At 46.9% G+C, this 23,338-nt stretch carries 20 protein-coding genes; 9 read left to right on the top strand and 11 right to left on the bottom strand.

Going from position 1 to position 23,338, the window contains the following annotated elements; translation table 11 throughout:
* Positions 1–52: 52 nt before the first annotated feature.
* Complete coding sequence (locus tag Q4Q54_RS12000; RefSeq protein WP_006085143.1) at positions 53–562, top strand: hypothetical protein; 510 nt, start codon at positions 53–55, stop codon at positions 560–562.
* 280 nt (positions 563–842) lie between these two features.
* Here Q4Q54_RS12000 and Q4Q54_RS11995 read toward each other — a convergent pair whose 3' ends face one another.
* From Q4Q54_RS11995 to nadK, 7 genes are all read right to left on the bottom strand, one after another.
* Complete coding sequence (locus Q4Q54_RS11995; protein ID WP_311988539.1) at positions 843–2,021, bottom strand: AAA family ATPase; 1,179 nt, start codon at positions 2,019–2,021, stop codon at positions 843–845.
* A gap of 349 nt (positions 2,022–2,370) precedes the next feature.
* A complete protein-coding gene (locus Q4Q54_RS11990; RefSeq protein WP_311988538.1) occupies positions 2,371–2,940 on the bottom strand; it encodes an LUD domain-containing protein in 570 nt (189 codons plus the stop codon).
* Position 2,941: 1 nt separating this feature from the next.
* The gene (locus Q4Q54_RS11985) at positions 2,942–4,339 is read right to left on the bottom strand and encodes a lactate utilization protein B (protein WP_006085147.1); all 1,398 of its coding nucleotides are present in this window, start codon (positions 4,337–4,339) and stop codon (positions 2,942–2,944) included.
* 10 nt (positions 4,340–4,349) lie between these two features.
* Complete coding sequence (locus Q4Q54_RS11980) at positions 4,350–5,093, bottom strand: (Fe-S)-binding protein (RefSeq protein WP_006085148.1); 744 nt, start codon at positions 5,091–5,093, stop codon at positions 4,350–4,352.
* 301 nt (positions 5,094–5,394) lie between these two features.
* On the bottom strand, positions 5,395–8,199 hold the full coding sequence (locus Q4Q54_RS11975) for an FAD-binding and (Fe-S)-binding domain-containing protein (protein WP_311988537.1): 2,805 nt from the start codon (positions 8,197–8,199) through the stop codon (positions 5,395–5,397).
* 76 nt (positions 8,200–8,275) lie between these two features.
* The gene (locus Q4Q54_RS11970) at positions 8,276–9,919 is read right to left on the bottom strand and encodes an L-lactate permease (RefSeq protein ID WP_311988536.1); all 1,644 of its coding nucleotides are present in this window, start codon (positions 9,917–9,919) and stop codon (positions 8,276–8,278) included.
* 827 nt (positions 9,920–10,746) lie between these two features.
* Positions 10,747–11,625 (bottom strand): NAD(+) kinase, encoded by an 879-nt coding sequence (gene nadK / locus Q4Q54_RS11965; protein WP_311988535.1) that lies wholly within the window; start codon positions 11,623–11,625, stop codon positions 10,747–10,749.
* Between the two features lie 100 nt (positions 11,626–11,725).
* On the opposite strand from nadK, the gene grpE reads away from it, so the two are divergent.
* Complete coding sequence (grpE, locus tag Q4Q54_RS11960) at positions 11,726–12,346, top strand: nucleotide exchange factor GrpE (protein ID WP_028760692.1); 621 nt, start codon at positions 11,726–11,728, stop codon at positions 12,344–12,346.
* Between the two features lie 173 nt (positions 12,347–12,519).
* Here the strand turns inward: grpE and dxs are convergent, their stop codons facing one another.
* Genes dxs through xseB form a run of 3 tightly spaced genes read right to left on the bottom strand, consistent with a single transcriptional unit; the run spans position 12,520 to position 15,533 of the window.
* Positions 12,520–14,388: a 1-deoxy-D-xylulose-5-phosphate synthase gene (dxs, locus tag Q4Q54_RS11955; RefSeq protein WP_006080882.1), complete on the bottom strand. Its 1,869-nt coding sequence runs from the start codon at positions 14,386–14,388 to the stop codon at positions 12,520–12,522.
* A 21-nt stretch (positions 14,389–14,409) separates the two neighbouring features.
* Positions 14,410–15,291: a (2E,6E)-farnesyl diphosphate synthase gene (ispA, locus tag Q4Q54_RS11950; protein WP_311988534.1), complete on the bottom strand. Its 882-nt coding sequence runs from the start codon at positions 15,289–15,291 to the stop codon at positions 14,410–14,412.
* A gap of 2 nt (positions 15,292–15,293) precedes the next feature.
* Positions 15,294–15,533, bottom strand: a complete 240-nt coding sequence (xseB, locus tag Q4Q54_RS11945; protein WP_311988533.1) for an exodeoxyribonuclease VII small subunit — start codon at positions 15,531–15,533, stop codon at positions 15,294–15,296.
* 314 nt (positions 15,534–15,847) lie between these two features.
* On the opposite strand from xseB, the gene pomA reads away from it, so the two are divergent.
* From pomA to thiI, 3 genes are all read left to right on the top strand, one after another.
* Positions 15,848–16,615 (top strand): flagellar motor protein PomA, encoded by a 768-nt coding sequence (gene pomA / locus Q4Q54_RS11940; protein WP_006085155.1) that lies wholly within the window; start codon positions 15,848–15,850, stop codon positions 16,613–16,615.
* Positions 16,616–16,618: 3 nt separating this feature from the next.
* The gene (locus Q4Q54_RS11935; RefSeq protein ID WP_006080886.1) at positions 16,619–17,551 is read left to right on the top strand and encodes a flagellar motor protein MotB; all 933 of its coding nucleotides are present in this window, start codon (positions 16,619–16,621) and stop codon (positions 17,549–17,551) included.
* Between the two features lie 461 nt (positions 17,552–18,012).
* A complete protein-coding gene (gene thiI / locus Q4Q54_RS11930; RefSeq protein ID WP_006080887.1) occupies positions 18,013–19,467 on the top strand; it encodes a tRNA uracil 4-sulfurtransferase ThiI in 1,455 nt (484 codons plus the stop codon).
* Positions 19,468–19,598: 131 nt separating this feature from the next.
* Here the strand turns inward: thiI and Q4Q54_RS11925 are convergent, their stop codons facing one another.
* Entirely contained in the window at positions 19,599–19,841 is a 243-nt protein-coding gene (locus Q4Q54_RS11925; RefSeq protein WP_006080888.1) for a hypothetical protein, read from the bottom strand.
* Positions 19,842–20,052: 211 nt separating this feature from the next.
* Between Q4Q54_RS11925 and Q4Q54_RS11920 the strand changes: the two genes are divergently transcribed.
* The 4 genes from Q4Q54_RS11920 (at position 20,053) to rlmM (ending at position 23,304) form a co-directional block, all read left to right on the top strand.
* Entirely contained in the window at positions 20,053–20,964 is a 912-nt protein-coding gene (locus tag Q4Q54_RS11920; protein WP_006080889.1) for a transcriptional regulator GcvA, read from the top strand.
* Entirely contained in the window at positions 20,945–21,589 is a 645-nt protein-coding gene (locus tag Q4Q54_RS11915; protein WP_311988532.1) for an alpha/beta family hydrolase, read from the top strand. The genes Q4Q54_RS11920 and Q4Q54_RS11915 overlap by 20 nt, the downstream gene beginning before the upstream one ends.
* Before the next feature lie 58 nt (positions 21,590–21,647).
* Positions 21,648–22,040: a DUF423 domain-containing protein gene (locus Q4Q54_RS11910; protein WP_006080891.1), complete on the top strand. Its 393-nt coding sequence runs from the start codon at positions 21,648–21,650 to the stop codon at positions 22,038–22,040.
* Positions 22,041–22,218: 178 nt separating this feature from the next.
* The gene (gene rlmM, locus Q4Q54_RS11905; RefSeq protein WP_011846285.1) at positions 22,219–23,304 is read left to right on the top strand and encodes a 23S rRNA (cytidine(2498)-2'-O)-methyltransferase RlmM; all 1,086 of its coding nucleotides are present in this window, start codon (positions 22,219–22,221) and stop codon (positions 23,302–23,304) included.
* Positions 23,305–23,338 lie beyond the last annotated feature (34 nt).

The raw sequence follows: 23,338 nt of genomic DNA, 5'->3' as shown, positions 1-23,338 counted from the left end.
GCAACGTCAACCCGCCGCGCAGCTTTTCGTGCTAAATCTGGACGTTAAATGTATGCATACCGAACGCACATTTTTCTATTACGAAAGAAGCCGAAAACAACAAGCCAAAGTGCTCGTTTTCAATATGCTATTTTTGCCGCTTATCCTTTGGCTTATTTGGATGTTGATTTCAAAAAATGAGCCTTTTTATGACGAATTCTTGTTTTATATAAAATATATTATTGTTGGGTCAGAGCTTGTACTATTGTTGCTAGCAGCATGGTTACTTACTCATCCGGCAAAATTTTATATCAAGCTTACAAATTCTGAGTTGAGCTCATTTCATCCTACTTTTAAAGAATGGACGTTCAGCGTCAATCCGCAAGACATTATTGAGATTGAACACAGTACAAATATAGGCGCAAACGCTAGCCTCATTTCAGTGAAAATGAATAATGGTTCATCAGTTTTATTGAGTCCCAACTATCCATATAAGCGAAGCGAACTATACGATGCATTGCGATTGGTTAATCCAAATATAAAAACGCCCAAGAACACTTGGTCGTTCCCTTATAGAAAGTAAAAAATCAATTATTGACTGGCCTGGCTTAAAAATGGGATGTCATGTCCTGCAACTCACTGTACCTTGCTTATCCAAATCAATCACTGCCCATTTGTTTTATTGGGTGGGCATGTTTAAAATACACCATTTTTTAATGAGTTAGCTCATCTTTATGCATCAACTTTAGCCCTTCAACTTTTAATGACTCTAATTTAAGCAATTTTTGCTCGTACAAGTTGTAGACAAACCAAAAGTGCATTATGTTGTTGATCTAAAATGGATGGCCAGATTTTTGCTGAAATCACACAGCATTATGGACACTACCATATCTTAAGTTCGCTCTACGATGGAGTTCATAGACTTCACAACCTAACAATGGCTCAGTTCTATTAAGCACTGCGCCAAAACGTTCAAAGTAGTCTTCATTAACTTGTTTTGCACTGATAAGTGGTACTTCAATACTGACATCTACACGACCTTTACGTATCAACGCAGGGTCAAGATTATCAAGATGATTTGTGGTCATTATGACAAGGCAGTCATCAAGTGGAATGACGCCGTCTAACGCGTTGAGTACGCCACCTAAAGTGAGTGGTGGGTTATCTACATTGCTTTCAGCAGTACGTGATACCGTAGCCTTTACACAGTCACAGTCCTCGATTAACAACATAGCTCCGGGCGGTACTTTTCTAATAGCCTTATGAATAGTGGCATCATTGACAGTCGATAGATTCAATATGTATAGATCGCGATGATACTCAACCGCTAAGGCCCTCGCTATACCCGTCTTACCTGTGCCCGTTTTTCCATGTAGTAATATGGTTAGCTTACTGACAACCGATTTTCCCCGACTGGCGAAGTTATCAACTTCCCTCATCAACTCCTGCTTAAACCCTTCATCTAGAACTAATTCACTAAAACCCGATGATTTCAATGTGCCGTAGCGACACCATTCGGTTTCCTCGAAAATATTCACTTTTGGCTCAGTAGAGATGTCCCCACGAGTATCTTCTAAAAAACTATGTAGTTTATCTTTTGCCCACCAGGGTGCACTTACAGTAATCGAATCGTATGCCATAGTACTATCGACCTTAGTACGGCTAGCCAACATGAAACAACCAGCGTATTTAAACAGGTGCATACCGTAGCCAATAGACTTAACACTGACACGCCCGTCGTAACTCGCACTATAGTCAAAGTACACAGCCTCAGAGATAGAGCGTGAAAAAAACGGAATAGTAGTATTACTGATCAAAAAGGACAGCTTATTGAATACCTCTGCGCGCGCCTGATGACTATCGTCTATAGTGAGCCGCACAAACAGCAGGCTACTGAGCCCACTTAACAGTTTCGCGGGGACATCTTTTAACATGTAGCCTACGAGCCCAATTAACGTAAATGTTAATACTCCAACAATGACAGCCGTCAACAAAGGATCGCCATTGGTGAGCGCCTTTATTTGTAGTAATACCTCGTTCATTTACCCACCTTTACTATAAATGCCTCATGGAGATAGTCGAGAATACGACCAGCCGCGTCGAGGAGACTCGCAAGGTATCCTCAGCATTGTGCTATCGCACCTGGTTAAAGCGACTTGATAAAGATCCTCTACTTATCACTAACGATTGCTTTAGGCTGCGGGGCTCATCAAAGAGCTGGACAGCGCGGCCTTGCATCCACTGATTGACTTGCACAACATCCGTGTTTAACAGCCCGTTCGCCATCTGATGCTAACGTTTAAATAAGAAAGCCGCCAATAAAGGTCGGCTTTCGTGTTTCGATTGTCCCGTAACCTTTGTGTTTTCTTGGTTACATTAAATCTTGAGGCATTACAGCAAATACACGTTCAAGCTGCAGGCGCCGTGGGCACCGACGACGAGGGCTTGTTCGATATCGGCGGTTTTTGATGGACCCGCGATAAACACCCCGAACTCACCTGAGGCTAACGTGATTTCTTTAGCTGCCTGATGTAGGGTCGGCACAATCTTATCGGTTGGTAGGGCTAAGATCAGGTTTTCACAGATAAAAGGTGTCACTCTGTGGCCTAGATTCTTATTGTTCACCCAGATGGCGCCGTTTTCGGCAACGCCAATTTCACCTGGAATTACCGCATAATTTATGTCTCTTAGCTCATGGGCGGTGGGGGGAACTTCGCGGTTTGCCGTCACGCCATCAACTAAAGAGATCACCTGCAACCCTTGGGCGATGAGTTCATCGACTTTGGCTTGTAGGGCTTGGACGCCACCATCTTTATGCAGCGTACCCGCGACCGTATTGAGGTTAGTCTCAAACTGGCCGACGAGATTTTCGAGCCTTGGCGCCACTTCTATGCTTGGCATAGGATGATTGGTTAAGGCCGACAGTTTGAGCGCATTGAGAATTTCAAGTTTACTAGACATCTTATAGGCTCCTGTGTTTCTTAAACCAAGCTTCGAAGCTGGAGTTCGGGGCGACGGGCAGTTCACGGTATTTACCCCATGCGCCGCTAAAGGGTTTTAACAGACTGCCCGGTAGAATGCGCAGCGCGGTTCTCGCCACACTCATAGAGCAATTCAGCATGGTTTCACTTGCCATAAATTTACCTACTAATGGCATATAACTATTTTTGCCATAAGGGAGTTTTCCGGCTTCGGCCTTAAGGCGTCTGTGGTGGAAAATAATCTTATCGAGCGGCACTTTTGTTGGGCAGACATAGGTACAGCTGCCGCACAAGGTACAGGCCCAAGCAATCGAGTTAGTGTCATCAATCTTAGCGCCTACAGCGATACCAATGGGGCCTGGAATGGTGTAGTTGTAGCTGTAACCGCCGGAGCGACGATACACAGGGCAGGTATTGAGGCAACCACCACAACGGATACATTTCAATGATTCTGCAAGGATTTTATCCTTAAGCATCTCAGTGCGACCATTGTCGACAATAATAATATGCATCTCGCCAGCAGGCTGTGGACCACGGTAAAAGGCGCTATAAGTCGTAACAGGTTGACCCGTAGCGTTACGTGCTAAGGTACGCAGCAAAACGGCGGCACTGTCCACATCGGGCACCACTTTGTCGATCCCCATTGAATGCAACTGCAGTTTAGGCAAGTTAGCCCCCATGTCGGCGTTGCCTTCGTTGGTACAAACCACCACGGCGCCTTTGTCAGCAATCGCCATGTTCACGCCTGTCATCGCTGCATCGGCAGTAAGGAATTTTTCTCGTAAATGTGCGCGGGCGGCACGGGTTAAATACAAGGGGTCGGCTGCCCCTGCTTTAGTGCCGAGTTTCTCATGGAAGAGGTCGCCAACTTCTTCTTTTTTCATGTGAATAGCGGGCACCACTATGTGTGATGGCGGCATTTTGGCGAGCTGAATAATCCGCTCGCCCAAGTCAGTATCTATGACTTCAATACCACGTTGTTCTAAGTACGGATTGAGGTGACATTCCTCGGTCAGCATTGACTTAGACTTCACTAATTTTTTGACATTATGGCGCGATAAAATGTCATGCACGATACGATTATGTTCGGCGCCATCTTTTGCCCAATGGACTTGTATGCCGTTGGCGATACAGTTTTGCTCAAAGGTTTCGAGGTATTGGGCAAGATTTGTGAGCGTATGGAGCTTAATTTCTGAGCCTAACTGACGCAGCTGTTCCCACTCTGGGATACTACCCGCGGCGCGGTCGCGTTTTTCTCTGAGCATCCACAGCGCTTTTGAATGCCAGTCGACACGGGTTTCGTCGCGGCAGAAAATATCGGCTTTATGGGCATGGACCTGTGAGCCTTGACTAGCATCGTGATTATGATTGTAAGCCATGGTGAGTCTCCTAAAGCGCGGCGTTCAGCACTTGCGCTATGTGGCGAATTTCAATCGGCAATTGCTGTCTGCGGATCATGCCATCGAGGTGCAACAGGCATGAAGGATCAAAACCTACGACATACTCTGCACCCGTTGCCGCGTGGGCTTGGGCCTTGTCTTTGCCCATTTTGGCTGACACTGCGCCCTCATCGACGGCGAACGTACCGCCAAAGCCACAGCATTCGTCACGACGGTCGGGATAGACTATGTCTATACCCGCAATATTGGCGAGCACGGCTTCGACTTTGTTAAATCTTGGCCCCATCTGCTCGCTTGGTGTCGCAAGGCTTAACATGCGAATACCATGGCAACTCAGTTGTAGGCTTACCTTGTGCGCGAAGGGCTTGGTAAAGGCGGGGATCGGCGCGATATCGTGTAAAAACTCCGTGAGTTCATAGAGCTTGTTGATCACAGCTTGCGCTTCAGGGCTGCTATCAAACTCGTGGAAGTTTTCTTTGGCGGCCACTAAGCAAGAGGCGGCTGGGCAAACAATAGCGTCGCATTCCACTCCCTTAAAGGCGTTGAGCAATTTAAGGGTGGTACTGCGCGCTGCATCGAAGCAACCCGAGTTTGTCATCGGCTGGCCACAACATGTTTGACCCGCGGGTAGAATCACTTGGTGCCCAAGTTTCTCTAATAATTCCAAGGTGGCAATAGCAACCTCTGGCATCATTTGATTGACTAGACACGGGATGAAAAGGGCGATTTTCATTGTGTTTTCTCTTTCTTGTTAGTGAACGACATTGCCTTGCATTGTGCCCCCAAAGTCCACACAAATGCTAAGGTAGTTGATCAAATATAGGCCTATCTAAAGTAAATAAGTAGCCCTAATTTAGTAAATGAGCTTGTAGATTTTTGCAAAAATGAGAATATTTTAAGTTTATGATTTTAATTGCTTTATTATGGTTTGATTTTGTAATTTAACTACAAGTTGAAGCGTGTCGGCCGATAAATGAGAATAGTTGTCTTCTAAAGAAAAACGGGGCTACTTTGAGCCCCGTTTAGTCAGTGTTTTAGCGGCTGCACTCTTCGAGCAGATAAGCCAAGTGGCGATAGGAAATGCCACTGTGCTGAGTGAGGCCAACCTCACACATACGGTTGGCGTAATAGCCTTCCTTAATCTCGACAGGAATGAGCTTTTTGATATTACGCAGCGCGCTGGCGTTGATTTCAGGCTTATACAAGCCTTTTTCACCCGCGTAACCGCAGCAGTCAATTCCCGCAGGTTTAAGCACTTGGGCTGAGCACGCATCGGCAATCGCCTGCATCTTAGGCTCAAGTTTCATCTTGCGGGCGCTACAACCTAAGTGCAATGATACATTGACTTTTTTGCTGATGTTGAGCTTAGTTAGCAAGTTGTCGTGCATAAACTCAACTAAGTCGATAATTTGTACTTTGGGGTTACCCGTGAGGGTGCGATAGGTACAAGACAGTGCATCGACGACCACAGGCAACTTGCCGCCGTTGGTCATTTTGCTCACCGCATCGATAAGCTCCTGGCGTTTGGCATCGGCATTTTTAAAGTCGCCCTTAGACTCCCACATTTGACCACAGCACAAATCGCGGGTCTTTTCAGGGGTAATCACGTTATAACCTGCGCGTTCCAGCAGGGTGACGACGACTTCGGGCAGAGTGCGGTTATCGGGATCTTTTGGCGTTGGGCCAAAGGTTCTGCCGCCACAAGCAGGGAAGTAGACCACAGTTTCTTGGCCCACTTTTGCAGGGGAGGGGTTTGGCAGTTTGCCGCCTTTGGGGAAATCCGGATTCCAATAGGGCACTTCTTTTGAAATCAAACGGCCGGTTTTCATTAGCGCATTGGTGATGCCATCGCCAGTGATTTTATGGATAACCCCGAGCATGTCAAAACCTGAGCTGATCACTTGGTTGACCGCGCCAAAATGTTTGGCTTGGAAATCTAAGACTTTTTGCTCAGTGGTCGTGATGTATGGCGTGCGCAACTTACGCACCAATTGGCCCATGCTGTTGTCAACCGGGCAGGCAATAGTACAAAGCTGACAGGCGGCGCAGGTATCAACCACATCGTACTTAGCGGCGGCGCGCATTTCGGCTGCGGCGGCTTTATCACCGGATTGCTCTAAGCGTTCGATTTCACGCAAAGTGGCGATACGCTGGCGCGGCGAGAAGTTCAGCGCCGATGTTGGGCAGGTTTTTTCGCAGAAACCACATTCGATGCACTTATCGACAAAATCATCGACCACAGGGCAGGGCTTGATGTTTTTAACGTGGACATTGCTATCGTCGTTGAGGATAACACCTGGGTTTAAGATACCATTAGGATCAAACACTTGCTTGATACTTTTCATCAGGGTGTAGGCATCTTGCCCCCATTCTTTTTCGACAAACGGCGCCACAGCACGGCCGGTGCCATGCTCGGCTTTCATTGAACCGTCGTACTTATTAATCACCATATCGGCAATATCGTCCATAAAGGCATGGAAGCGGTCGATATCGGCTTGGGTAGAGAAAGTCGGCGTAATAATAAAGTGGAAGTTACCCGCTAGGGCATGGCCATAGATACAGCCTTCAGGGTAACCATGTTTATGGAAAAGCTCAGTAATATCGTGTGCTGCTGCCGCTAGATGCTCGAGTTCGAAGGCTACGTCTTCGATAATGACCGAGGTGCCCTTTGGCCGCTCGCCACCCACAATGGGGAATAAGCCTTTACGCATTGCCCAATACTTGTCACAAACTGCTGGGTTAGTACTAAATTCCATTGGGCGAATAAAGTCAAAGCCGGCGAGTTTCGCGGTGACATCTTGGGTATAAGCCTCGAGGGTTTGCGCGTCATCGGCACGGGATTCGATAAGCAAAATAGCGGATAATGCGGGCAATTCCGATAACCAGTCCGGCATACCAGGCTTACCCGTTACCGCTTTGATAGATGGCCAGTCTAGGAGCTCAGCCGCTGCAACGCTCTCACCGTTGATCAATGGAATCGCGCGGGCGGCATCTTCCATATTGTGGAATACGGCCATGGCCGAGGCTTTAAATTTAGCCTCATTGACTGTGTTGTAGGTGACTTCGTTAATGAAGGCGAGGGTGCCTTCCATACCCACCATTAAATGATTAATGATGTCGAAGGGATCGGTAAAATCGAGTAACGAGTTGATACCATAGCCAGTGGTATTCTTGATCGAATATTTTTTACGAATACGGTCTGCCAATACCGCATTATGGCGAGTCATGTGTGACAGCTCTTTGACCGCCTCGAGTAGTTTGCCGTGGGTTTTAGCAAATTCAGCCTTTGATTTCTCACAGCCAGTATCTAGCTCTGTACCATCGACAAAAAGCAGCTTTGCAGAGGCGATCGTTTGGTAACTGTTTTGGGCAGTGCCGCAGCACATACCTGAAGCATTATTGGCAACAATACCGCCAATCTTAGCCGAGGCAATGGTCGCAGGATCGGGGCCAATTTTGCGGTTAAGTGGCGCCAATACGGCATTGGCATCGGAACCAATGACAGCGGCACCTAAGGTAATTTGTTTGGCATCGCTACTGACTTCAATCTTTCTAAAACCATCATGACCAAGAATGAGCAGTATGCCCTCACCGATAGCTTGGCCCGATAAACTGGTGCCCGCTGCTCTAAAAGTCACGGGCGCATTATGCTTCCTGGCTACCGCTAAGGTCTGTTTAACTTGCTCTAGGGTCTCGGCATGGACTACGACTTCTGGGACGATTCTGAAGTAACTCGCATCGGTGGACCAAGCAAAACGACGGACGGGATCATCCGTGACAGGGTGGTCGCCTAATTGCACTCTTAGATCATCGATGACCAATTTGTAGTTAATCGACATTGCATTGCTCTCTTTGTAAACTGACAGAAGTCGAAGTCATAGGTAGTGACTTCGACTGCTCAATTAAATCAATGAATTAGAAACCACCCCATAGGGTTGCAATAGTTCCTGCCAATAGGGCATAACCGATGGCAACCGGCATAGTCTTACGGATAATTTCTGATTCTCTACCCGCCATACCCACCACAGTGGCAGCGGCTACCACGTTCATTACGCACATCATGTTACCGGCGTTCGCACCTATACCTTGTAGTGCCAAAACCAATGTGTGGTTCATGCCAACATTGTCAGCCACACTGTATTGCAGACTGGAGAACATCATGTTCGAGAAAGTGGCTGAACCCGATAAGAAGGCACCAAAAATCCCTACTATAGGCGCCACCCATGCCCATACCGCCCCCATTGACTGGCCAAGCATATCGGCTAGGGCAACTGGCATAGAGGCAAGACCTGCACCATTAGCACCTGAGTTTAAGAAGATTTTCACCATAGGCACCGAAGCACCTAATGAAATAATGGTGGGTAACATGGACTTACATGACACACCGACCGTTTGCTTAATCGCAGGGCTTTTCATTTTGAACAGGAAGAAACCGAGAATACACACGGCGACGAAGAAGGCGCCTGGGGCGTATAGCGTCGCGAAGCTGGCCTTAAGTTCGGTGCCCATTAAACCTGTCCAGCTGATATTGAAGCTTGATAACCAGGCTTTAAGCGGCATAACTGTACGAGATAACACCAACAGCGCAGCCATGATGATATAGGGCGTCCAAGCGGCTATTTGTGAGAATTTGGCTGTGGCTTCAACCTTGACTCCCTCTTGACTGTCATTTTCGGCAAAATCATTCCAAGAGGTTTTAGGAAGCAAATAACCTTTGCGCGCAACAGGGATCACCAGTGCCATACCGATTAATGCACCGATAACCGCTGGGAATTCAGGGCCTGCGAGGTAGTTGATGATCCATGCGGGGACAGTAAACGCAAGACCTGCAAAAATCGCAAATTTCCAAATCGCTAAGCCTTCCTTAAAGGATTTATTGCGACCAAAGAATCCGGTCAGCATAGTCACCATGACCAGCGGGATTAATGAACCTGTGATTAAGTCGATAGTGATCATATGCATGACGATATATTGCGCGTAACCAGCATAGTTACCGCCATGTGCCGCAAATTGCTCCGCAGCCATGCTTACGCCACCTTGGATCAGACCCTGTTCCATCCCAAAGAGCACAGGTAAGCCAATCGCTCCAAATGATACGCAGGCTGAGTCGGCAATCAAAGCAACAACCGCAGCGGCAACCGGTGGTACGCCCAGCAGTACAAGCAGTGGCGCACCAATCGCGGCGGGTGTACCAAAACCGGCACTACCTTCGATAAAGGCGCCAAACAACCAACAAATGATAATGACCTGCACACGGGCATCGGCACTGATGTTAGTAAAGCCCGCACGGATGGTATCCATCGCACCTGAGTATTTCAGGGTATTAAGCAGGAATACCGCGCCGAAGATGATGGTTAATGGAGTGATGGCTGATAGCAGTCCCTCGAGGACCGATGCCGCCAGTAATGTGGTATCCATTTGCCAAATAAACACAGCGGCGAGCGCAGTGACTAGCATGGAAATGGGCATAGCCTTTGATGCGGGCATTCTGAGTAATACTAGAAATAGCATTACACTGAGCACAGGCGTCAAGCTGGCGAGGAGTTGAAGTATTGTCATGCTTGCCTCTTCATAAAGTGGTCTGTCTTATTATTGATATTAGAATTTTTCATCTGCCTTCATGTCGACTTCCCAGACCGATAAATCAGCAGTTAATACTGCAACGAGTTATGGTCTCGACATTCTGTGTTGTGTACTAGACGCTATTGTGGGCTTGACTAATATGATCTAGATCATCTTGGCTGCTATATGAAATGCTAATTTACAGTGCTGCGGGGTGCTTCTCTCAGGGGATTTTCTTATATGTGACAATGATCACTTAGACTCTTGGATGTATATCTACTTTGGTTATATAAAATTGAGTTTGTTGTTTTTCTGGTTATTAAAAGTAGAGCTATCACTCATATTTATCGTCATTATTGCAATTAACTGATCCATTTATTTCATTAATAGACTCTTAATGATTTTTTAAGACATTTTCAAGGTGTGATTAAGATCACGTAAGGCGACGCCGTAGAATTAGTGAAATTGCACTGAAGTTTGTCAAGTGATTGTTTATATTGATTAAATTTATGATTGATAGGTGTTTTTCAATAGTGATGCAGATCACGCTTTTTAAAATCGAAATTTTATTGTGATGTAAGTCACTTAATTAAAATTACTTTAATTTGAAATTAAATAACCGTTATTTAAGTCACTTTCAGTTTTTTGAACAGCGGGATACTTCTCTTTCTACGAACTCAAAAAGAGCTTCTCGTCTTTAGCCGCCATTTTTATGGGAATATTTACAAAATAAAAAAGAGACGGAATACGTCTCTTTAATAGGGTAATTGGGTAAGTTATAGAAATAGGACCCATTATGGGAAATAGGACAAATATGCGCAGGCTTAAAACAACTTGCTGCCCCAGCCTAATTTTGTTCGCAGCACGTGGAAATAATTGTGACCTTTAGGATGAATTAAACGTAAACGTTCAGAGCTGCGGCGCACTATGATTTCATCGCCCGGTAACACGGCTAAATGCACATGGCCATCACAGCTGACTTCGAGGTTCTCGCCATTTTCGGGTGACACAACCATTTTTATCGTGCTGCAGGCATCGACGACAATCGGGCGACACGACAAAGTGTGCGGGAACATAGGCACTAAAATCAGGGCCTGTAAATTAGGCGTCAGGATAGCGCCGCCAGCGGAGAGGGCATAAGCCGTCGAACCGGTTGGCGTTGACACTATCATGCCGTCGGCACGCTGGCTGTACATGAACTGATCGTCAATATAGACCTCAAACTCAATCATGTGGGCAATTTTACCCGGATGGAGTACGGCTTCGTTGACGGCGGTATTGCTCGCCTTGAGCATACCGTGGCGATAGACTTCGGCTTCGAGTAAGAATCTGTGCTCGGTATCGAACTCACCGTCGAGTACCTTGGCGAGCGCTTCTTCAAAGGCATCGGGCGGCAGGTCGGTTAAGAAGCCTAAATTGCCGCGGTTAACGCCAATCACGCCTAAATCGAAGCGGGCTAATACCCTAGCTGCGCCAAGCATATTACCGTCACCACCGACGACTATGGCTAAGTCGCAGCGCGCGCCAATTTCTAGTAAATCGACCGCCTCGATATTGGGCCCTAACTCGGCAGCAACACGCTCTTCCACTAAGACTTCAAAGCCTTGCATTGTCAGCCAATGATGCAGACGTTTTAAGGTTTGGTTGGTCCCTTGGTGATGAGGTTTGCCGATAAGGCCGATAGTATGAAACTTTGTGGTCATATTTATGCTAGATCTGGCCTTAGGCCTTGAAACGTCAAAATTGATCCCCATAATATGCCCAGAGTATTTCAGAAACAAAGCATTTTTAGCTGGAGTGAAAATGAGCAACGAATCGATTAAAGCAGAACAGGATCTGATCCAAGAGGGTGTAGAGTCTGAAGTATCTACCGCAGAAGCAAGTCTGATCGATGAGCTTACCCAGGCCAATTTCCGTATTGAAGAGCTGGAACAGTTACTCGCTGAAGCTTTGGCGAAAGTTGAAGAGCAGAAGGATTCAGTCATCCGCGCCGCAGCCGAAGTCGATAATATTCGTCGTCGTGCCGCAATGGATGTGGAAAAGGCGAACAAGTTTGCCTTGGAAAAGTTCGCCAATGAACTTTTGCCAGTACTTGATAACATGGAGCGCGCATTGATGGGGACTAACCCAGAAGATGAAGCGACGAAAGCGATTTATCAAGGGGTTGAGTTAACTCAAAAAAGCTTACTCACTGCGGTGGCTAAATTTGGTGTTAAGCAAATTGATCCACAAGGTCAGTCATTTAACCCAGATCAACATCAAGCGATTGGCATGCAGCCAAGCGCTGAGTTCCCTGCGAACACTGTGATGTTGGTGATGCAAAAGGGTTATGAGCTGAACAGTCGCTTGCTGCGCCCTGCTATGGTAATGGTGTCACAGGGTGGCCCTAACCAAGAAAGCGCAACGATAGATATCGAAGCTTAAGTTTTATTGGATCAGCCGCTGTTATAACAGACAGCAACAAAAAAGGACTGCAATTGCAGTCCTTTTTTTTATGGGCGGAATATGTGCAAAATATTGGCGGAATCTATATTGGTAGGACTGAGCACCTTACCGAGATAAGCTAGTTCTACCTATTCCGCCAACTATTGAGCCATTTATTGTGCTAGATAAGCATTGATTTGCGCCAGTATACCTTCGGCATCCAGTTGCAAATCATGGGTGACTTCCTCTGGCGAGCCATGTTTGATGAATTCATCTGGCAAACCAATTTGAAGCACGGCTTTAGGCATTCGCAGCTTTTGAAGCTGCTCAAGCACGCCAGCACCAGCGCCACCCATAATGGCGTTTTCTTCCACTGTGACGAGCACTTCGTGGGTTTGCGCCATCTCTTTGACCAAATCAACATCAAGTGGTTTCACAAAGCGCATATCAACAACCGTTGCATCTAAGCTTTCGGCTGCGGTTAATGCTGAGGCTAACAAGGTGCCAAAGTTGAGTATGGCAATGCGCTTACCCACACGTTTGATCACGCCTTTACCAATCGGTAATGCCGTCATCGCTTCGACTTGCGTCGCTCCCGTGGCACAGCCCCTTGGATAACGCACTGCACTTGGGCCTGCATCATAGCAATAGCCAGTGTAGAGCATTTGACGACATTCATTTTCGTCCGACGGCGCCATGATCACCATGTTGGGGATGCAACGCATAAAGCTTAAATCGAATGCACCTTGGTGAGTTGGACCATCGGCACCGACAATACCGCCACGGTCAATAGCAAACAATACCGGTAATTGTTGCAGCGCTACATCATGAATAAGCTGATCGTAGGCGCGTTGCAGGAAGGTCGAGTAAATTGCCACTACAGGCTTGAAGCCTTCACAGGCAAAACCTGCTGATAGGGTGACAGCATGCTGCTCGGCAATCGCCGCATCGAAATATTGTTTAGGAAAACGCTGGGAAAACTCCACCATGCCCGAACCTTCGCGCATCGCAGGCGTAATCGCTAACACTTTCTCATCTTGCTCGGCAATGTCGCATAACCATTTACCAAAGACTTGAGAAAAGGTCGGTAAACCGGGTTTGGTGGCCGGCTTTTTAAACAGCGACGGGTCAAACTTAGGCACCGCATGCCAACCGATAGGATCTTTTTCAGCAGGTTCATAACCACGACCTTTCTTCGTCATGATGTGCAGCACCTGTGGACCTTTAAGATTGCGCATATTACGCATGGTCTCGACCAGAGCATCAACATCGTGGCCGTCGATAGGACCGATATAGTTGAAACCTAACTCTTCAAACAGGGTGCCAGGAACGACCATGCCTTTGAGGTGTTCCTCAGTGCGCTTGGCCATTTCTTTGATGACGGGCATGCCTTTCAACACTTTCTTGCCGCCTTCGCGCAGCGTAGTGTAAAAACGGCCTGACATCAGTTGTGCTAAATGGTTATTGAGGGCGCCGACATTTTCAGAGATCGACATTTCGTTGTCGTTCAATACCACGAGCATGTCATTGTGCAAGTCGCCAGCGTGGTTCATGGCTTCAAATACCATGCCGCCTGTCATGGCGCCATCGCCGATCACGGCAACGACTTTACGACCCGCTTGCTCTTTTTCAGCGGCAATCGCCATCGCCAGCGCGGCGCTGATAGACGTGCCTGAATGCCCAACGCTGAAAGTATCGTATTCACTTTCTTCACGCCATGGGAAAGGATGCAAACCATCTTTTTGTCTAATGGTGTGCATCTTGTCACGGCGACCCGTAAGAATTTTATGGGGATAAGCCTGATGGCCCACATCCCAAATCAGCCGATCAAAAGGGGTGTTGTAGACATAGTGCAGCGCAACAGTGAGTTCCACTGTGCCGAGCCCAGAGGCAAAATGTCCGCTGGATATGCCAACAGACTTAAGAAGGAACTCGCGCAGTTCGTCGGCTACTTGTGGTAAAAGTGCCTGAGGAAGCTGGCGGAGTTCATTAGGGGTGTTGGCCTGCGCCAACACGGGAAACTGAGAAATGTCCAAACTCATAGCGAGATACTTCGACTCTTATTATATTCTTCGCTCAATGATATAGCGGGCGAAGTCTGCAATTAACTGGCTATTGTATGGCAATTTAGCCAGCGCTGATAGTGCCTCTTGGATCAGTTGTTTGGCGGTGTCTTGTGCACCTTGTAGTCCAAGTAGTTGTGGAAACGTACTCTTATTCGATTCAGTATCAGAGCCTTGCGGCTTACCGAGTTCTTCGGTGGTGGCTACTATGTCAAGGATATCGTCTTGTACTTGGAAGGCGAGTCCGACCGCACGGGCAAAATCCATCATAGCAGCATACTGATCTTTTGGCGCGTTCGCGGCGATTAACGCTAACTCAACAGCGCAGCTGATAAGGGCGCCCGTTTTCATATTATGTAACTGAGTTAATGCTTTAAGATCAATATGTTTATCTGTTGAGGCTAAGTCTATCGCTTGGCCGCCACACATGCCACGATAACCTGAGGCTTTTGCCAATACTCTGACCATAGCGATATGTTGCTCGCTGCTGATCCCAGCTACCGCTTCGGTGACAATTTCAAAGGCTAAGGTCTGCAGTGCATCCCCAGCTAAAATGGCGGTCGCTTCATCAAACGCGATATGCACTGTGGGCTGACCACGGCGCAGCTCATCATCATCCATGGCGGGTAAATCGTCGTGGATCAATGAATAAGCATGGATACATTCAATGGCTGCGGCGCAAGCATCTAATTTTTCGAGCTCGACCCCAAACATGCGTCCGACACTGTATACAAGGAAAGGTCGAATGCGTTTGCCACCCAATAAGGCGCCGTAAGTCATGGCAGCTTTTAATTGGGGAGCGGTATCTTCAAGCGTACTAAAACGCTGTTTTAATTGATTATCAACCCGTTGTTGAAATTCTTGAATGGCACTGACTAACACGCTTATTCGCCCTCAACGGCATAGGTGGATAGGGGCGCATTTTCATCTTGTTTCAGTAAAATGGCCACTTTTTGTTGGGCTTGTTCGAGTTTTGCTTGGCTATTTCGAACCAGATTGATGCCACGTTCAAATTGTTTTAACGCGTCATCGAGGGAGATATCGCCTTGTTCTAGATCGGCAACAATGCGCTCGAGTTCGCCAAGGGATTCTTCAAAACTGAGATTTTCGGGTTTCTTCGCCACGTTTATGCTTCCTTTGATTTAGCGGACACAAGGTATATCAGGGCGGCTTTAGGGTCAAATTCAGACTAAAGATATTTGCTCAATAGCACGCTTTGTTACTGAAATTTTTTCAGAAAATATAAATTGTCGCTAAACTTGCTTAGTGTGTGTCCGATAACTGACAATAGTATCATCATTTGTATGGTAATTTTTAACTTGATAGACAAGGCTCGCATGTGTGTCGTTGGGATTATCTTACTCAGTGGAACTGCTGAGTGTTATTGCTTACCTAGGGTGAGTATTATGTCGTTTATTACGAAAAGTGAGGAGCCGTTGTGGATTTAGCAACAGTAATTGGAATTGTGGGTGCCTTTGGTTTCATCTTAGGGGCAATGGCCACCAGCGGCGGTTTAATGATTTTCGTTGATGTACCTTCGATTCTTATTGTTTTCGGTGGGTCCTTCTTCGTAGTGATGATGAAGTTCAATCTTAAACAGTTTTTTAGTGCGGTAAAAATCGCCGCTAAAGCGTTTATTTTTAAGATTGATAAGCCAGAAGATTTGATTGAACAGTCCGTGACTATGGCTGATGCCGCCCGTAAAGGCGGTTTTTTAGCTTTAGAAGAAGCGCAAATTACCAACAGCTTTATGCAAAAAGCCGTCGACATGCTCGTTGATGGTCACGATGGTGAAGTGGTGCGCGCTGCCTTAGAGAAGGATATCGCCCTGACCGAAGAGCGCCATCGTACTGGGATCGGCATTTTTAGAGCCTTCGGTGACGTAGGTCCTGCAATGGGCATGATAGGTACGCTGGTGGGTCTTGTGGCCATGCTGTCAAACATGTCAGATCCTAAATCCATCGGCCCTTCAATGGCGGTGGCCTTGTTAACCACCTTATACGGCGCTATGGTCGCCAACATGGTTTGTCTTCCTATCGCGGATAAGTTAACGCTTAGGATGGGTGAAGAAATGCTGAACCGTAACTTGATTATGGATGCGGTATTGGCGATTCAAGACGGACAAAACCCTCGGGTGATTGAAGGCTTCTTGAAAAATTATCTGGCTGAGAAAAATCGCAAAATAGATACAACGGACGGAGAGTAGCCCATGGCTAAGGCTAAGTGCAACTGTCCACCGGCCGGAGCACCGATGTGGTTGGCGACCTTTGCTGACTTGATGTCGCTGTTGATGTGTTTCTTCGTGTTGTTATTGTCATTTTCCGAAATGGACGTAATGAAGTTTAAGCAGATCGCGGGCTCAATGAAGTATGCCTTTGGTGTGCAAAATAAGGTGGAAGTCAAAGATATCCCGAAGGGGACGTCAGTGATTGCCTTAGAATTTAGACCAGGACGTCCCGATCCCACCCCGATTGAAATAATCAACCAACAAACCAATGAAATGACGGAACCTGTATTGGATTACCAAGCGGGTGAAGACGACAGTGCGGGCGGCGTGCAGCAGCAAAGTGGTTCCCAGCGTGGCGGCGAAGCCACTGCAACAGCGCAGGAAGTGGCTGATGCGGTTAAGGCCGAAGCGGCAGCGGCGCAGGATAAGATCAATCAAGAAGTGAAGAAGATGGCGCAGGAACTCAATAAAGAAATCACCGATGGTGCGATAGAAATTGAGTCCTTAGGTCAGCAGATTATTATCCGTATCCGTGAGAAGGGCGCATTTGCCTCTGGTTCTGGCTTCCTTCAGCCTCGATTTAAACCTGTGGTGCGCTCTGTTGGCGAACTGCTAAAAGATGTGCCAGGGATTATTACGGTATCGGGTTACACGGATGATATGCAAATCAGCGATGAGCTTTATAGCTCTAACTGGGATTTATCCAGTAAACGTGCTGTGGCTGTGGCCCACGAGTTAGTACAAGTTAAAGGCTTTGATTCTAAAAGGATGAAAGTGGTTGGCATGGCGTCTAACAATCCGATAGTGCCAAATGATTCACCGGAGAATCGTGCCCGTAACCGCAGGGTGGAAATTGCCATTGAGCAAGGTAAAGCGAAGGAATCTGATGAAATTCAGGTTGGTAATTCGCCTTAGGTAGCTTGGTACTCACTGGATCTAAAGCCGCAATCCTGTTGCGGCTTTTTTATTGGGTTAAGGTGGACTTTTCATTTTTTGCTAACGCTTTGTGCATCAAAGCGCTGTGGTTGCTTTGAATCCATTTGGGCTTTACGCCAATCGCAGAGAGTGAGTAATCCCTAAGCTTCCTTCAAGCTTACCTCAACGACTTATCTCAAATAATTCATTTCAAACCACTCATTTTAAGCAGGGCAATTCAAACTGAGCGAATAGGCTTCACTGACATTATCCCGACCGAATTCGCTTAAAAATCCCGCCGTGACTTAATTACTAATACGCCATTAATCCGCCATAAATGTGGCTTGTGTGGCTGTTTGCGATGCGCGCTGAAATTCGCATTTTTAGGTCGCTTGGGTATATAATCCCCCGATTATTCTTTTAACCAATTTTGCTGTTTTAAAATTGCCCGCGGAAATCCCATGAAGTTTATTGTAAAGCTGTACCCAGAAATCATGATGAAGAGCAAACCCGTAAGGATGCGCTTCACCAAAATGCTCGAAACCAACATACGTAATGTGCTCAAAAAAGTCGACGAAGACGCTAAAGTTCAACGTCAGTGGGACCGCATTATGGTGATGGTACCAAAGGATAAGCCTGAGTTGGCCCAAGCCTTCGGTGAGCGTCTGGCGTGTATTCCTGGCATTGCACACGTAGTGCAAGTGGATGAGTACAGCTTTGAATCTGTGGACGATATTTATCAGCAAGTCTTGCCTGTTTACCGTGACCAACTCGCGGGTAAAACCTTTTGTGTGCGAGTGAAGCGCACTGGCGATCACGATTTTAATTCTATCGAAGTTGAGCGTTACGTCGGCGGCGGCTTAAATCAGTTTACCGATGCTTTAGGTGTGCGTTTAAAGAATCCCGATATTACCGTTAACCTTGAAATTGAACGCGATAATCTTTACATGGTCACTAAGCGTATTGAAGGCTTAGGTGGTTTCCCGATGGCGACACAGGAAGATGTGTTGTCCTTGATTTCAGGTGGTTTTGACTCTGGTGTGTCTAGCTATCAATTTATCAAAAAGGGCGCGCGTACCCATTACTGCTTCTTTAATCTGGGCGGCGCACAGCACGAAATTGGTGTTAAACAAGTGGCTTACCATTTGTGGAAAACCTACGGCGAATCCCACAAGGTGAAGTTTATCTCTGTGCCTTTTGAGCCTGTGGTTGCTGAGATTTTAGAGCGTATCGATAATGGCCAAATGGGCGTTGTGCTCAAGCGTATGATGATGCGCACCGCGGCGCGTATTGCCGACCGTATGGGCATTCAAGCCTTGGTGACCGGTGAAAGTTTAGGCCAAGTCTCTAGCCAAACGCTGACCAACTTAAACGTGATTGACCGCTGTACTGAGCTGCTGATTTTACGTCCGCTGATTGCCATGGATAAACAAGATATTATCAACGAGAGCCGTAAAATCGGCACCGAAGATTTTGCCAAGTCTATGCCTGAATATTGCGGCGTGATTTCGCAAAAGCCGACGGTTAAAGCGGTATTAGCTAAAGTAGAAGCGGAAGAGAAGAAGTTCTCTGAAGATTTGATCGATCAAATCATCGCCCAGTCTGTCACTATTGATATCAGGGAGATCGCAGAACAAATGGATACTCGGATTACTGAGACTGAAACGGTCGCCAGTATTGATACCAACCAAGTGGTCATTGATATTCGCGCCCCTGAAGAAGAGGAAAGCAAACCGTTGCAAATTGAAGGCATTGAGATTAAACGTATCCCATTCTTCAAGTTAGCGACTCAATTTGCCGATCTCGATAAGCAAAAGACTTATTTGCTGTATTGTGAGCGTGGGGTGATGAGTAAATTGCAGGCATTGTATTTAATCGAGCAAGGCTACACTAACGTCAAAGTGTATCGCCCATAAATCCATGTAAACTTGCCCACTGACATGTCTTGTCAGTGGGAAGAGCCCATAGATCTTGAATACAAAAAAGCCGCATATCAATGCGGCTTTTTCTTTTGGTCTTCGCGGTGAAAACCTAAATTGGTGTTGTCTTATAAGCTGTTAGGCTTAACGACTTGCTGATTTGATGCGACATCATCTGCGGCAATCAATAGCGTGGCTTCTTGCAGCACTTCTTGGTGCATTTTATTCATTGCAGCAGTTAAGTCTGCAGTGATACTGGCTTGTAAGTCGCTAGTATCGATGACGATTTCGTCAACGAGTACATTAGCACTGGCATTTAAGCTGAGTGCTGAAATTATCGCTAACGCAAACGCTGATTTTAAATTAAACATAGTCGCCTCCGGGCTGACAAATTAACGCTGTCAGACATTCCCATCACCAACTTTGAGATTGTCCAACTAGGGTGTTTCATAGATATAAGTGTTTCGTGGATACCGCTGTTTCAATGGCGCAAAATTTAACCAAAATCACTGGCCTTTACAAACGATTAAATGTAACAATACGGATTAGAAAAACTAATTAAAAAACGAGACTGAGATCACTATGTCCAGACGATTACCACCGCTTAATGCGGTTAAAGCATTTGAGGCAGCCGCGCGGCATTTGAGCTTTACGCGCGCAGCAGAAGAATTGTTTGTTACGCAGGCTGCGGTGAGCCATCAAATAAAGGCATTAGAAGATTTCCTCGGATTAAAATTATTTCGTCGAAAGAACCGTTCTTTGCTTTTAACTGAAGAAGGGCAGAGCTACTTCCTCGACATCAAAGACATCTTTATTCAACTCGCCGATGCTACCGACCGATTACTCGCCCGCAGTGCGATTGGTTCACTGACGGTCAGTATGTCGCCCAGTTTTGCAATTCAATGGTTAGTGCCGCGTTTGGCAAAGTTCAGTGAGAAAAATCCCGATATCGATGTGCGTATTAAAGCTGTCGATACCGAAGCCAGCTCATTAACCGATGATGTGGATGTGGCTATTTATTATGGTCTAGGCAATTGGCCTGGTCTGCGCGCCGATAAGCTCAGAAACGAAGTGCTCATTCCTGTGTGTTCGCCCATGTTGCTCAACGGTCCTAAGCCGTTGTCAAAACCGAGCGATTTAAAATATCACACGCTATTACATGATATGAATCGTCACGATTGGCAGGCGTGGTTTAGACAATGTGGGATTAACGATATTAATGTGAACCAAGGCCCCATTTTCAGTCATTCGTCCTTGGTATTGCAGGCGGCAGCCCATGGTCAAGGCGTGGCTTTAGGTTACAGCGTACTGGCGCGTCCCGACATAAAAGCCGGTCGTCTCGTATGCCCATTCCAAGAAGTCTTGGTCAGTAAAGATGCTTACTACTTGGTTTGCCAGCAGAATCACGCTGAACTTGGTAAGGTCGTCGCGTTTCGCGAATGGATGTTAGATATGTTTGCTGAGGAGTCGCGTAGTGAGTTGTTGCCCGGATAAGCCAAGTTTTGTATTAGAGGGTGAGCCTGCGAGCACTGTGGTTTTATTGGCCCACGGCGCGGGCGCTAACATGGACTCTGAGTTTATGCAGTCCATGTCGGCGGGGCTTGTGGCTAAGGGCTGCCAAGTGATGCGCTTTAATTTTCCCTATATGCAGGCCAATGCCGTCGATGGTAAACGGCGTCCACCGGACCGCGCGCCTAAATTGCTCGCGTGTTTTACACAGATGCTCGATATCGCTCATTCACAACCTAAGGTCGAGCGTGTCGTACTGATGGGCAAATCCATGGGCGGACGTATGGCAGCGTTATTAGCCTGCGATCCCGCATTAGCGGCGCGCATCGATAGAGTCATTTGTTTAGGTTATCCCTTCGTACCACTCAAAGGTGGCGAGCCCAGATTGGAACCTTTGAATGAATGCCAAGTCCCAGTATTAGTCGTACAGGGCGAGCGGGATAAGTTCGGTTGCAAAGAGCAGATCCCAAATTGGCCTTTGAAAGCTGAGATAGAATTGGCTTGGATAACCGACGGCGATCATAGTTTTGTCCCAAGAAAGTCGTCAGGCACCACTGAAGCGGCTAACCTTGCACGTGCCATTGATTTATCAAGCGATTTTATTGGTTAGCTTAATGTTGAGCGAATGAATGTTGAATGAGTTAAGCCCATTCCAGCAGGAGAGTTAAATGCGTAAAGGTCTATTGTTACTCGCCGCCGTGAGCGGATTCTTAGCCGTCGCCTTAGGGGCTTTTGGTGCCCATGGTTTAAAAGCAGTCGCACCACCGGATTTGATTGACGTGTTTAATCTTGGGGTGCAATACCATTTCTACCATACCTTCGCCTTAATCATGGTTGCCTTTTCGGGCCAATGGTTAACCTCACGTTTATTGGACTGGTCGGCGTATTTGTTTATTGCAGGCATAGTGCTATTTTCTGGCTCATTATACGGACTGGCATTGTTCGGCACTAAGTGGCTTGGCCCTGTCACGCCAATGGGCGGTGGGTGTTTCTTACTCGGCTGGTTATTATTTGCTGCCGCGGTATGGCGCCATAAAGTGATTGACGGTCACGAGTCTTAATCTCGAACGTTAAGTGTGAGTTAACAGGCTTAGGGCGCACCTAAGCCTTTTTTATTTCTCCAATCGCAATTCAAGGTTCCGCAGTAGGCAAATAGGGCATTTGTGGATTGAAATTGGTATACTGACGCCCAAATCGATAGTCAGCCAATGCTTTGGCTTGGATTTCTCAGGGATCCCCATGAAAAACCTATTTTTATTTTGCCGCGCAGGCTTTGAAAAAGAATGCGCTGCAGAAATCCAACAGCGAGCCGGTGAGCTCAATGTGGGTGGCTTTGTTAAGGCCAACAATAACGACGCCTATGTCGTGTACCAATGTTTTGAAGATGACGCCGCAGATACCTTAGTCAAACAACTGCCTTTAGATTCGCTCATTTTCGCTCGTCAGATGTTTGCTGCCAGCGACTTATTAGTCGACTTGCCTGAAAATGACAGAATAAGCCCAATCGTGGCGGCACTCAGTGACGTCAGCAAAGCGGGTGAAGTGCGGGTTGAAACGCCAGATACTAACGAAGCGAAAGAGCTATCGGCTTTTTGCCGTAAGTTCACAGTGCCTTTACGCCAGCATTTGAAAAAATCTGGCAGTTTGCTCGCGCAGGAAAATCCAAAACGTCCGATTATCCACGTGTGTTTTATCGGACCCGGCCGTGCCTATGTGGGTTATTCCTACAGCAATAACAGCTCGCCACACTTTATGGGTATTCCACGTCTGAAAATGGCGGCGGATGCTCCGAGTCGTTCTAGCCTGAAACTCGATGAAGCCTTTGGCCAATTCGTGCCTAAGGAAGAGCAAGAAGAGCGTATTCGCAGTGGCATGAATTCAGTGGATTTGGGCGCTTGCCCTGGTGGCTGGACTTATCAACTGGTGCGTCGTGGCATGTTTGTGTCGGCTGTCGATAATGGTCCTATGGATGAGAAACTCATGGAAACGGGCCAAGTGAAGCATTACCGTGAAGACGGTTTCCGTTTCGAGCCACAGCGCAAAAATATCTATTGGCTAGTGTGCGACATGGTTGAGAAACCAGCGCGTGTTGCCGAACTGATTGAAGCTTGGGCGATTAACGGTTGGTTTAAGGAAGCGATTTTCAACCTTAAATTACCGATGAAGAGCCGCTATAAAGAAGTCACTGCCATTCTTGAGACCATGCAGACCATTCTTAAAGAGAACGGCGTGACCGATTTTAAAGTGCAGTGTAAGCATCTTTATCACGACCGTGATGAAGTGACAGTGCATTTATGGCTGCGTCCTAATACCGCGTGGAATTAATTCCTGCGATAACTCTGCAGTGATATTACCGTCG

The organism is Shewanella sp. SP2S2-4 (assembly GCF_031932025.1).
GTDB classification, from domain to species: Bacteria; Pseudomonadota; Gammaproteobacteria; order Enterobacterales; family Shewanellaceae; genus Shewanella; species Shewanella baltica.
Note: the sequence above shows the minus strand (reverse complement) of the source record. Positions and strands in the feature narration are given on the sequence as shown.

Coding starts and splice junctions, on each gene's coding strand:
- Q4Q54_RS12000 (WP_006085143.1), top strand. CDS start 53: ATGCATACCGAACGCACATTTTTCTATTACGAAAGAAGCCGAAAACAA.
- Q4Q54_RS11995 (WP_311988539.1), bottom strand. CDS start 2,021: ATGAACGAGGTATTACTACAAATAAAGGCGCTCACCAATGGCGATCCT.
- Q4Q54_RS11990 (WP_311988538.1), bottom strand. CDS start 2,940: ATGTCTAGTAAACTTGAAATTCTCAATGCGCTCAAACTGTCGGCCTTA.
- Q4Q54_RS11985 (WP_006085147.1), bottom strand. CDS start 4,339: ATGGCTTACAATCATAATCACGATGCTAGTCAAGGCTCACAGGTCCAT.
- Q4Q54_RS11980 (WP_006085148.1), bottom strand. CDS start 5,093: ATGAAAATCGCCCTTTTCATCCCGTGTCTAGTCAATCAAATGATGCCA.
- Q4Q54_RS11975 (WP_311988537.1), bottom strand. CDS start 8,199: ATGTCGATTAACTACAAATTGGTCATCGATGATCTAAGAGTGCAATTA.
- Q4Q54_RS11970 (WP_311988536.1), bottom strand. CDS start 9,919: ATGACAATACTTCAACTCCTCGCCAGCTTGACGCCTGTGCTCAGTGTA.
- nadK (WP_311988535.1), bottom strand. CDS start 11,625: ATGACCACAAAGTTTCATACTATCGGCCTTATCGGCAAACCTCATCAC.
- grpE (WP_028760692.1), top strand. CDS start 11,726: ATGAGCAACGAATCGATTAAAGCAGAACAGGATCTGATCCAAGAGGGT.
- dxs (WP_006080882.1), bottom strand. CDS start 14,388: ATGAGTTTGGACATTTCTCAGTTTCCCGTGTTGGCGCAGGCCAACACC.
- Q4Q54_RS11935 (WP_006080886.1), top strand. CDS start 16,619: ATGGCTAAGGCTAAGTGCAACTGTCCACCGGCCGGAGCACCGATGTGG.
- thiI (WP_006080887.1), top strand. CDS start 18,013: ATGAAGTTTATTGTAAAGCTGTACCCAGAAATCATGATGAAGAGCAAA.
- Q4Q54_RS11925 (WP_006080888.1), bottom strand. CDS start 19,841: ATGTTTAATTTAAAATCAGCGTTTGCGTTAGCGATAATTTCAGCACTC.
- Q4Q54_RS11920 (WP_006080889.1), top strand. CDS start 20,053: ATGTCCAGACGATTACCACCGCTTAATGCGGTTAAAGCATTTGAGGCA.
- Q4Q54_RS11910 (WP_006080891.1), top strand. CDS start 21,648: ATGCGTAAAGGTCTATTGTTACTCGCCGCCGTGAGCGGATTCTTAGCC.
- rlmM (WP_011846285.1), top strand. CDS start 22,219: ATGAAAAACCTATTTTTATTTTGCCGCGCAGGCTTTGAAAAAGAATGC.